At 50.9% G+C, this 11779-nt stretch carries 8 protein-coding genes; all 8 read left to right on the top strand.

Going from position 1 to position 11779, the window contains the following annotated elements; all coding sequences use genetic code 11:
• Position 1 precedes the first annotated feature (1 nt).
• The 8 genes from PV783_RS32860 (at position 2) to PV783_RS32825 (ending at position 11774) form a co-directional block, all read left to right on the top strand.
• Complete coding sequence (locus PV783_RS32860) at positions 2 to 2035, top strand: RagB/SusD family nutrient uptake outer membrane protein (protein ID WP_420990970.1); 2034 nt, start codon at positions 2 to 4, stop codon at positions 2033 to 2035.
• Between the two features lie 17 nt (positions 2036 to 2052).
• Positions 2053 to 2964: a DUF5017 domain-containing protein gene (locus PV783_RS32855; protein WP_420990969.1), complete on the top strand. Its 912-nt coding sequence runs from the start codon at positions 2053 to 2055 to the stop codon at positions 2962 to 2964.
• Between the two features lie 4 nt (positions 2965 to 2968).
• Positions 2969 to 4204 carry a glycoside hydrolase family 88 protein gene (locus PV783_RS32850; RefSeq protein WP_420990968.1) on the top strand — a complete coding sequence of 412 codons (1236 nt, stop codon included), beginning with the start codon at positions 2969 to 2971 and terminating at the stop codon, positions 4202 to 4204.
• 153 nt (positions 4205 to 4357) lie between these two features.
• Positions 4358 to 4930, top strand: coding sequence for an RNA polymerase sigma-70 factor (locus tag PV783_RS32845; protein WP_159454422.1), 573 nt, complete (start codon positions 4358 to 4360; stop codon positions 4928 to 4930).
• A gap of 80 nt (positions 4931 to 5010) precedes the next feature.
• Positions 5011 to 6210, top strand: a complete 1200-nt coding sequence (locus tag PV783_RS32840; protein WP_420990967.1) for a FecR family protein — start codon at positions 5011 to 5013, stop codon at positions 6208 to 6210.
• A 64-nt stretch (positions 6211 to 6274) separates the two neighbouring features.
• Positions 6275 to 9589: a TonB-dependent receptor gene (locus PV783_RS32835; RefSeq protein WP_420990966.1), complete on the top strand. Its 3315-nt coding sequence runs from the start codon at positions 6275 to 6277 to the stop codon at positions 9587 to 9589.
• Positions 9590 to 9606: 17 nt separating this feature from the next.
• On the top strand, positions 9607 to 11034 hold the full coding sequence (locus PV783_RS32830; protein WP_420990965.1) for a RagB/SusD family nutrient uptake outer membrane protein: 1428 nt from the start codon (positions 9607 to 9609) through the stop codon (positions 11032 to 11034).
• Positions 11034 to 11774 (top strand): GDSL-type esterase/lipase family protein, encoded by a 741-nt coding sequence (locus tag PV783_RS32825; protein WP_420990964.1) that lies wholly within the window; start codon positions 11034 to 11036, stop codon positions 11772 to 11774. Before PV783_RS32830 ends, PV783_RS32825 begins: the two co-directional genes overlap by 1 nt.
• Positions 11775 to 11779 lie beyond the last annotated feature (5 nt).

The raw sequence follows: 11779 nt of genomic DNA, 5'->3' as shown, positions 1-11779 counted from the left end.
CATGAAACGTATTTGCATCCTGGCATGTATCGTAATAGCAGGGCTTACATCCTGCAAAAAATTCCTTGATACGCAACCAACAGATTTTTATACCACCACCAATTATTACAGCACGGAAACACAGCTGCAGCAGGCGCTGAACGGCGTGTACGGTGATCTGATGCGGCCCGAGTTGTATGCGCAGGTGATGGGCTTCAACTTTGTATCCACCACAGATGAGGTAATGTCAAACCGTACGGCAGACGGCGATGCCCGTGGTCTCCGTTACAATTACGATGCCTCCCTTGTACATATCGCCAGTATCTGGCGCTATGCATATGTTGGCATCAACAATCTTAATACATTACTGGATAACATCGATAAGCCAACGATGGATGCATCCCGCAGGAATATTATCAAAGGACAGGCATTATTCCTTCGTGGGTTCCTGTACTTTATTCTTACCAGTAATTATGGAGATGTGCCTGTAGTACTTCACACACCCGCTATCAATGATGTAAACATTCCGCAGGTAAAGCAGGCAGACGTGTACGCGCAAATTGAAAAGGATATGAAAGAAGCAGAAGTGCTGCTGAAAGATTATACCGTTACACAGGCGAAATTCAATGATGTGGCTACGCTCACTGCTGTGCAGGCCATGCTGGCGCGGGTGTATCTCTACTGGGCCGGCTATCCGCAAAACAATACCGCCAAATATCAGGATGTGATCACTTACACGGATAAAGTGATTCTCTCTGGTCTTCATGCACTGAACCCCGATTACCGCCAGGTATTCATCAACCTGGCCACAGACCAGTATGATGTAAGAGAAAACATCTGGGAGCTGGGCTCCCTGGGCGCAGCCGCCGGCGTGGTAAACAAGTCAGGAAATGACATCGGCAACTTTGTGGGGATCCAGTCAGCGCTTACTGCGCTGGACTCAACATCCTACAACTCCGCCGGATGGGTGTGGGTTACTAAAAAGCTGTTCGATGCTTATGAAACAGATCCCAACAGCGCTGTCATGCCTAACAAACCTTCGCTGGATATCCGCCGCGACTGGAACTGTGCCAACTATATTTACAGCGGAACAAATCCCCGCACAAAAACCGCGCGTCCCAATCCCTGGCAGATGTGCGCCGGTAAGTTCAGAAGGGAATATGTACCGCAGGCAATCCGTAATACCAATGGCGTAGGCGGTACCTATAATATCAACTGGCCCATGATCCGGTATTCAGATGTATTGCTGATGCGCGCAGAAGCAGAGAATTACGTGAACGGCCCTACGAATGCCTATAATTATGTGAACCAGGTACGGAAAAGAGGATATGGACTGATGAATGGAAACGTAGTAAAATCCATTACAATGGTAAACTCCGGCGATGGCTATACGAAAGCGCCGGCAGTAACTATCACCGGCGGCGGTGGCAACGGCGCTACCGGAACGGCGATTATTACCAGCGGCAAGGTAACCGGTATTTACCTGAACAGCCCGGGTGCATTAACATTAGGCTCCTATTATACTACGCCACCTGTAGTAGTGATAGGCACCTTCTGGACGCCGGGCGCCAGTTATACAACAGGTACACAAATCACTAACGGCGGCATCCTGTACACCGTAACAACGGCAGGTACTGCCACCAATACACCGCCTGTCAATACTTCCGGCGCTTCCGATGCCTCAGTAACCGGTGCTGTATTCACCTATGCCGGTACCGCCGCAACAGCTACGGCCACCATCACCACAGGTAATGAATCCGATCTTACGCCGGGACTTAGTAAAGATGCGTTCCAGCTGGCCATCCGTGATGAAAGAATGCGCGAGCTGTGTTTTGAAGCGGTGAGAAAAGCAGACCTGATCCGGTGGGGCAGTTTTGTATCAGACATGCAAAACTTCGCATCATGGGCCACTGCCAACGGTGCCGGCGTTACGTCTACCGGTAATCCCAACGGATTGCAGGGCGTGCGCAATGTAAGCGCCAGGCATGTGATGTTGCCCAAACCAACTTATGAACTCAATCTTAACCGGTTACTGACACAAAACGAAGGCTGGTAATGCTAAAACACATCCACATGAAAAAATCATTCATCATACTGTTGTCTTTCTTTGCGGTTGCCTGTTCTAAAAAGCTGGAAATAGATACGCCGGACTTCAACGTGGCGCTCGATCCTGCAAAGCTGGTATCAGATACGTTCACGTACCGCCTGGGGGATACCACCCGCTTTAAGTTCAGCGGCAGCGCAGGTAATATCGCATTCTATTCCGGGGAACCCGGCAAGCGTTACGATGGCCGTACGTCTGCAAACAAACTGGGAAAGATCACGCTGGGCTTTTCCTCAAAATCAGAATTTGGTACGCAAACAAATACCCTGCAGGTACTGGCCACCAACAAACTGACCGGCCTGGATTCTGCTGCTGTGGTAAATGCGGCATGGACAAATATCACGAGTCGCGGCATAGTAGCTACCAACGCAACGGTAGTGCCTTTCGGTACTGCTGACCTGACGGACCTGGTAACCAGCGAAAGCGATTCACTCTTTATTGCTTTCAAATACAGCGGTGTAACGGGAACGACACAACGTACCTGGACGATCACCGAATTTATCGTGAACAATGTACTGCCGGAGAAAACTGTTTCGCTAAGCTCTTTGTCGGCCGATGTAGCCTACTGGACCCGTTACGGCAACGTATGGAGCCCCGCTAATGGCCGTTGGACAGCCTCCGCCACAGATCTTAAAATCACCGGCGGCGGTGGCAGCGCGGCCAGCAATACCAGCTGGATCATCACCAAACCCTTATACATCGGCCGTGTGCCGGGAGATGTGAGTACCGGCATCAAGAGTATCAACGAACCGGATAAAGAAGAATATGCTTTCGTTTATCCGTCACCGGGAGTATACAAAGCCACCTTCGTGGCATTTAACCATACACTGGACGAACAAAAAAGTGTTGTAAGGGAATTGATCATTAAAGTGACACCATAAGAATATGAAACCATTGCTTTATTTTATTTTAGCCGCCGGTCTTACTGCCTACACTGCAGGCGGGGAGAAGGATTTTATCAGCAGTAATGCAGGCTTTGCCCGGCAACAGCTCAAGCATATGCTGAAGGATACGGAATCCCGCGATAGCCTGGCTTTTCCCCGGACTATCAATAAGGAAGGGAAAATGATTACCACTTCTATGTACGACTGGACACCCGGTTTTTTCCCGGGCTCGCTCTGGTATGCGTATGAACAAACCAAAGATCCTGTGTTGCAGCAGGAAGCTGTTAAGTGGACGGAGAAGCTGGAGCCGCTGAAAGATTTTACACAGCATCATGATCTCGGCTTCATGATGTATTGCAGCTATGGTAATGCTTACCGCCTTACGGGTAACAAAGCGTACCGCGATATCCTGATCCAGGGCGCCCGCTCGCTCAGCACGCGTTTTAACCCGGTAACAAAAAGCATCAAATCCTGGAACGCTTTTAAAACATGGCATGGGCAGCAGCTATATTATTACCCGGTAATCATCGACAACCTGATGAACCTGGAGCTGTTGTTTTTTGCAGCTAAAGAAACCGGCGACACCAGCTTCCGCCACATAGCAGTAAGCCACGCGGAAACCGCTATGTACAACCAGGTACGTCCGGACTACAGCTCGTATCATGTAGTGTGTTATGATACCACCAATGGTAAAGTGCTGGCCCGCGAAACCGCGCAGGGGTATGCTGATAATTCCACCTGGTCACGCGGCCAGGCATGGGGTATCTATGGGTTTACGATGATCTATAGAGAAACACATGATCCGCGTTTCCTCAAAACTGCGACCGGTATGGCCGACTGGTTCCTGGATAATAAAAATCTTCCGGAAGATAAAATACCGTATTGGGATTTCAATGCACAGGAGAAAGGATACACCCCCGGTATACGCTCCAATGCCAATAAGGTAAAAACAAAATACCGCGATGTTTCCGCCGCTGCTATTGTGGCGTCGGCATTGTTTGAGCTGAGTGGTTATGCCGGCAAAGAGAAAGGAACACAATATCGCCAGGCAGCCATCACAATACTGCATTCGCTTGCAGGCAGCGCGTACAGGGCGCCGGAAGAAAAGAATGGTAACTTTATATTAATGCACGGTGTAGGAAGTATCCCGCACAATGCGGAGATTGATGTGCCACTGGTGTATGCAGACTATTATTTTTTAGAAGCCTTGCAACGGTATAAGGCTTCGCTGGATTAAGCGGGGGAGCAACGTATAAAAAAAGACAGGCACCTGGTTATCCGGATGCCTGTCTTTTTTTGTGCTTTCCACTATGATCTATTATTTTACTACATTTATGGCAAGAGGGACGGGCTTACTTACATGCCAGAGCGACAATATACTGATAAGGAATTGCTAAAACTAATCTCGGAAGGCAACGAAGCAGCCTTCCGCAGTTTTTTCCATGCCTGGCAGGGCCGGCTGTTTCATTATATCCGTACTATCATCAAATCTCCGCAGGTGGCAGAAGAAGTGGTCATGGACGTTCTCACAAAATGTTGGGTAGGCAGGGAACTACTGCCCCGTATTGAGCACGTGGAGGCCTTCATGTTCCGTATCGCCTATCACCGCGCAATTGACTTCCTGCGTGCTGCCAGCCGGAACCCGCAACTGGTGGACCTTCTGTGGGAAGAGATCCAGATGGTGGATGCCACGGAGGCCGACAACCAGGTAATAGTGAAGGAATATGAGACAAAGCTACGCGAGGCAATTGGGTTGCTCAGTCCCCAGCGCCGGAAAGTGTACCAGCTAAGCCGGGAGGAGGGGCTTTCCCATAAAGAGATCGCCGGGCGCTTGTCTCTTTCCAAACACACTGTCAACAACCATATCACCGAAGCCCAACGATTCATCCAGCAATACCTGGCCGACCATCTTAACCTGGTAACGGTATTTGCCCTTCTGTATGTTGTTTCAGAAAAAGTTTAATTTTTTTTTCAGATTGATTAGTTATTCCTCTTTTTTCCAGCGTCTAGCTTCTAAAGGCAGTTATTCCCTGCCATCCACGTATGAGTGAAACTGATAACAGACTACACCGTTTGTTCGAACGTTATATTGCCAATACCTGCACCCGTGAAGAGCTGGAAGAGCTGCTGGCAGCCGTGAAACAATGGCCGGCTAATGATGCACTGCGCCTGGCTATGGAACAGCATTGGCGCAACAGTCGTGATACAGCAGGCATCCCGGATGCCGAAGCCAAACTGGAACATCTTCTCACCAGTACCCGCCCTCCGGCAGATCAGCAGGAGCAGGAAAACCTTACGCCTGTTATCCCGGTACGCAGGGCGTACCGCTGGCGTTATGCCGCTGCCGCCGTAGTAGCGGTGGGACTAAGCGCTATGGGATACTTTTACCTGCAACGGTCACCTACTCCTTCTGCCATTGTTCAGCACAACATCTTAAAACAGGACGTGCCCCCCGGCGGCAACAAAGCCATGCTCACGCTGGCGGATGGCTCCACCGTTGCGCTGGACAGTACCTCCGGCCACGTGATGCAGCAGGGTAATACCTCCATCCATCTGCAGAACGGCCGGCTGCAATATGATGTAAACGGCGCAAGCGATGCTGCAAGCCTTAATACCCTGACCACGCCCCGCGGCGGACAATACCAGTTGGTGCTGCCGGACGGCTCCAAAGTATGGCTGAATGCGGCATCCAGGCTGAAATATCCCACAGCATTTATAGGCAAGGAGAGAGTGGTGGAACTGGAAGGACAAGGATATTTCGAGATCGCAAAGAAAGCGGGACAGCCATTTAAAGTTCGCGTGCACAATCTTGAAGTGCTGGCGTTGGGCACCAGCTTTGACATCATGGCTTATGATGATGAACGGAGCGTGAACGCCACCCTGCTGGACGGCGCCGTAAAAGTAAGCGTGAACAAGGAAACAACGCTTTTGCAACCGGGGCAACAGGCCGCCGTGATACGCGGTGCTGATGCCATCGCCGTCAACAAGGTGAACACAGAGCAGGTGATTGCCTGGAAAAACGGCTACTTCTCTTTTGTAGACGCGGATATTCACACGATCATGCGACAGCTTTCCCGTTGGTACGACGTGGAAGTAAGCTATGCAGACGGCATGCCGCAGGGACTCTTCTCCGGGGAGATCGGGAAAGGTCTCACCCTGGCGCAGGCGCTGGAAACACTTGAACAGGCAAGAGTGCATTTTAAAATAGAGCACGACAGGCATATTGTCATATTGCCGGAATAAATAAGCAAACCTATCAACCAATCAGTCAATCAATCAATCAATCTTCCATGTTATGTACAAATTAATGCTATCTCTATTTTTGTTTTTTTTTCTGAAAACCACTGCCGTCTGTAACTCGCAGCAGATCACCTTCAGTGGGAAGAATGTTCCGCTGGAAAAGGTGTTTGCCGTGATCAAACAGCAGACAGGTTATGTATTCTTTCATCGCAACGAGGATATGGCCGCGGCCAAACCCGTTACTGTTGCCTTTAACAACATCGCGCTGGAAACGGCACTGAAGATCCTGCTGAAAGACCAGCCACTGCGCTACTCGCTGCAGGGCAATACGGTGGTCATCAGCCGTAAAACAACATCGCCCGAGCCGCAGGGTACGGAGCAACCTGCTATTGACCGCCTGCAGGGGAAAGTGGTGAATGAAAAGGGTGAGCCAATACCCGGCGCCACCGTGCAGATCAAAGGCACCGGCCGTGGCACCACCACCAATGTAACCGGCGGATTCACCCTCACTAATGTACCGGATAACGCCGTACTGGTGGTTTCCGCACTGGGACTCAAATCAAAGGAAATAACTTTATCTCCCGGCCAGAACAGCATCTCCGTTACCCTGGAAGGTGATACGGAAGCCCTGGGAGAAGTAGTGGTAGTAGGTTATGGCCAGGTAAGAAAGAGTGATCTCACCGGCTCCGTTACCTCCGTGCCCGTAGGAGAAATCAAAAAAGTGGCCGTTACTTCGCTGGACCAGGCCCTGCAGGGAAGAGCCGCCGGCGTGCAGGTGACGCAGAATTCCGGCGCTCCCGGCGCCTCCACCACTATCCGTATCCGCGGCGGTAACTCCATCCAGGGCGACAACGAGCCGCTGTATGTGATAGATGGTATTCCCTTCAAGAATGCCGGCGCAGGCACCGGCTCCGCCTTTAACGTACTGAGTACCCTCAACCCGGCAGACATTGAATCCATCAACATCCTGAAGGATGCTTCTTCCACAGCCATCTATGGCTCCAGGGGCGCCAACGGTGTAGTGATTATTACTACCAAAAGAGGAAAAGCGGGTAAGTCTGTTATTAGTTTCGACAGCTATTACGGCACGCAGAACGTGCGGCGGAAATACCCGGTGCTGAACGCAAGCGAGTATGCGCAACTTGTTAATGAAGCCAATACCAACGATGGACTGCCAGCTGTATATACACAAGACCAGGTAAATGCTTTTGGTAAAGGCACCGACTGGCAGGACGAAATACTTCGCACAGCTCCCATCGCCAATTACCAGTTGTCTGTAAGCGGCGGTGATGAAAAAACGCAATATGCCTTGTCTGCCGGCTACTTCACACAGCAGGGGATCGTGAAAGGATCTGACTTTAGCAGGTATTCCTTTCGCGTAAATATCGACAGGAAACTGACCAGCAGGATCAAGATAGGCAACAGCCTGACGGTGAGCCGCACGGTGAGTAACCAGGCCAAGTCTGATGGTAACCTGGGCTCCGCTGGCCTGGCAACAATGGCTGCCCTGCAGTTTCCTCCGCTTCTTTCCGTATACGATAAGGATGGTAAATACCTGATTAATGATCCCAAGCTCGTTTTCCCGGCTGATAACCCGGTAGCGCTGGTGCAGGACTCTAAGAACCGCAATACTGCCTATCGTGTTTTTGGTAATATATTCGGCGAATACGAAATACTCGAAGGGCTTAGCCTGCGGGTGATGTTCGGTGCAGACGCCATTCTGCAAAAGCAGGACAACTACCTCCCGCGAAGTGTGGCCAGTGGCCTTTCCCAGGGTGGTGTCGCCTACATCTACAATGATCAGAATATTACCTGGCTGAATGAAAACACGCTCACCTATACGAAAAGATTCAACCGTGTACATAACATTACTGCCCTGATAGGTTATACCCAGCAGGTAAACCATACGGAATACAGCTCTTCATCTTCCCGCAGTTTTGTAAATGACAACCTCGGCTCCGGCAACCTGGGCGCAGGCGCAATTCCCGTTATCCCTTCTTCAGGCGTTGGCGGATGGGGACTGGAGTCTTACCTCAGCAGGATAAATTATAGCTATCGTGATAAATATTTACTCACTGCCTCTTTCCGTGCAGATGGATCTTCCCGGTTTGGCGCCAACAAGCGTTTCGGCTATTTCCCTTCTGCTGCACTGGCATGGCGGGCAAGCGAAGAGCCTTTCCTGAAAAGCGTGAAACAGATCAGCGAATTGAAAGTCAGGGCTACCTACGGTACTACCGGTAACCAGGACGGTATCGGAAACTATCCCGCTTACTCCCTGTTAGGCACCCAGAACTATGTGCTGGGCAATGCAGTGGCCACCGGTATTGGCCCCAGCCAGATCGCAAATCCGGACCTCTCCTGGGAAACCACCTCGCAGGCCGACCTGGGCGTTGACATTTCCCTGTTCAACAGCAGGATCAGTCTCACGGCAGATGCCTATCTGAAAAGGACCAGGAACCTGTTGCTGAATGTAACCATCCCCGGTACCTCCGGCTATTCCAGCGCTTATAAGAACCTGGGCCAGGTAGAGAACAAGGGGATAGAGCTGAGTCTGTCTACAGTGAACCTCGACGGCGCTTTCAAATGGACCACGGATATCAACTATGTAATCAATCGTAACAAAGTGCTGGACATTGGTGGCGCTCCGCAGATATTTGCCGGTGAAGTGGCCAACATTGCACAGAACGTGAACTCCGGTATTATCCGTGTAGGTCAGCCACTAGGCTCTTTCTACGGCTATGTAACGGATGGTATTTACCAGTCGGCAGAAGAACTGTCCGCACTGGCAGACCCTAATGCAAAGAAACCGGGCGACCGCCGGTACAAGGATCTGAACAACGATAAAAAAATAGACGATGCAGACCGTACCATCATTGGTAATGCGCAGCCCAAATTTTTAGGTGGCATCAGCAATACCTTCTCCTATGGTGGGTTTGACCTTAGTATTTTCTTCCAGGGCGTATATGGCAACAAAATACTGAACGCCAATCGCTTTGAACTGGAATATCTCAACGGTACTATGAACCAGGACCGGGACATGCTCGACCGCTGGACGCCTACACATACCAATACAGATATTCCGCGCGCCACCAATGCCCGTCCTACTAACCGTATCTCTACACGACAGATTGAGGATGGCTCCTACCTGCGGCTCAAGAACCTGCAGTTGGGCTACAACCTGCCCGCTTCCGTACTGAAAGCCATCAAGGTGCATTCCATACGTGTGTATGGAAGCGTACAGAATCTTGCTACCTGGACAAAGTACAGCGGGTATGATCCTGAAGTGAACCGCTTTGGGCAGGACAGCCGCAGCCAGGGTTTCGACTACGGCAGCTATCCTACCGCCAGGACCGTGCTTTTTGGGTTAAATGTCAGCTTCTAACAAAAATATTTCTGCATATGCAAAAGTTTATTCTCTTTTTACTGTTGATAACAGGTGTGTCCTGCGGAAAGCTGAACGAAGCGCCGCAGTCCAGTTTCACGCCTGCCAATTTCTATAAGAATGCGGACGACGCAAAGGCCGCCGTTAATGCTGTATATGACCTGCTGAACACGGCCAACCTGTACAACCAGTCTATGTGGGTGCTGATGGATCAGGCTACGGACGATGCCGAATGGGGTGGTGGCCGCTCCACGGTTAACCAGTCAAAGAACGATCTTGACAAATATACTTTTACACCGGCTACCACTACTTTCCAGGTGGTATGGAGTACCTGCTATCAAGGCATCAACCGCGCCAACACTGTGCTGGGGCGGGTACCGGCTATCTCTATGGATGATGCGCTCAAAACGCGTCTGCTGGCTGAAACAAAATTCATGAGAGGGTTCTACTATTTCACCCTGGTACGATTATTTGGCGATGTGCCGCTGGTATTGCAGGAAACCACCTCACTCAGCGACCTGGCAGTATCCCGGAAAACCGTGGACGAAGTATACCAGCAGATCGTAGCAGATTTTACAGATGCGGAGAAAGCGCTGCCGGCATCCTACACGGGCGCAGATAAAGGCAGGGCCACAAAAGGGGCGGCAACAGCTTTGCTGGCAAAGGTTTACCTGACCCGGCAGGACTGGGCCAAAGCCTCCGCCAAATGCAAGGAGGTGATAGACCTGGGTGTGTATGACCTCTGGACCAATTTTGCAGATGCATTTGCTATTGCCAACAAGAACGGCAAAGAAGCGGTATTTGAAGTGCAGGCACTGGGTGGTGGCGTAGGAGAGGGCAGCTACATGCAGGGCTATATGCGGCCTGGTTTTGATAAGGTGAATGGCGTTTCCGGCTTTGGCGACAATCCTCCCACAAAGAACCTGTATGATACCTATAGCCTGACGGACAAGCGCAGGGATATAACCATCAGGCTTTATTCTGCCACTACCACACCTCCGGCACCGGCCAATATTCTTTTCCCGGGATATGTATGTAAATACCTGGACCCTTCCGCCACGGCTACAGGAGAAGGCAGCAATAACTTCCCCATTATCCGGTATGCTGATGTGCTGCTGATGTACGCCGAAGCACTGAATGAGCAGGCCGCCGGTAATGTGGAAGCCTATACGGCCATTAACCGGGTCAGGGAAAGGGCCGGTCTGGTGGGGCTGTTGCCCGGGCTGAGCCAGGGTGCATTCCGCGACAGCGTGCTGTTGGAAAGACGCCTGGAGCTGGCTTTTGAAGGACACCGCTGGTACGACCTGGTAAGGACTAAACGGCTGGCCAGCGCAATGAAAGCCCAGAACCCGGGTATCATTGTCCTGGATAAACACTACCTGTATCCAATTCCTCAAACAGAACGGGATGTAAATAAGAACCTGACACAAAACCCTGACTATTGATGATGCATCGCAGAACATTTTTACAAACAGGTTTGCTCACTACTTCGGTGGCCTTCCAGGAAAAATACTTTTCCTGGAAGCCTGCCGTGAAAGCCACGCCGGCAGCGGACCCGCAGGTGGTCAATGCAGGTGTTGGCGGCAACAATACCATTGACCTGCTAAAACGGATCGACCAGGATTGTTTGTTACACCGGCCGGACCTTACCGTGCTGATGGCGGGCACTAACGACATGAACAGCGTGAAGTATGTGCCGTTGCCGCAATATGAGAAGAATGTCCGCAGTATTGTAAAACAGATCATGAATATCAACAGCCAGGTGCTGCTGATGACCATCCTGCCAGCTTACGAACCATACCTGTTTACCCGCCACAGGAAGGAGTTCTATGAGCCCGAAGGGTACCAGGAACGGAACCGGCAGGTGAATAACGTGATCCGTAAAATCGCGGCAGATAATAAACTGCCGGTGCTGGACATGCACCATGTTTTTGAAAAAACAGGTAACATAGGCACTGATGCGGATAGTCTTCTCCGTAATGAAGCCAACAGCGGGAAAACGGATGGCTTGCATCCCACCCCGGAAGGATACCGCCTGATGGGCGTTGTGGTGTATGAGGCCATCATGCAGTTGCAGCTGCCGCATAACAAGGTGGTGTGTTTTGGTGATAGTATTACATTAGGCGATGGCGGCGTATCCGGGAAGAGTTATCCCGCCGCCCTCAAAAGATTGCTTGGTTCCTGAAAAAT

Source organism: Chitinophaga sp. CC14 (assembly GCF_048957795.1).
In the GTDB taxonomy this organism is placed as follows: domain Bacteria; phylum Bacteroidota; class Bacteroidia; order Chitinophagales; family Chitinophagaceae; genus Chitinophaga; species Chitinophaga ginsengisegetis.
The sequence above is the reverse complement of the archived record's forward strand: the minus strand, read 5'-3'. Positions and strand labels throughout refer to the sequence as shown.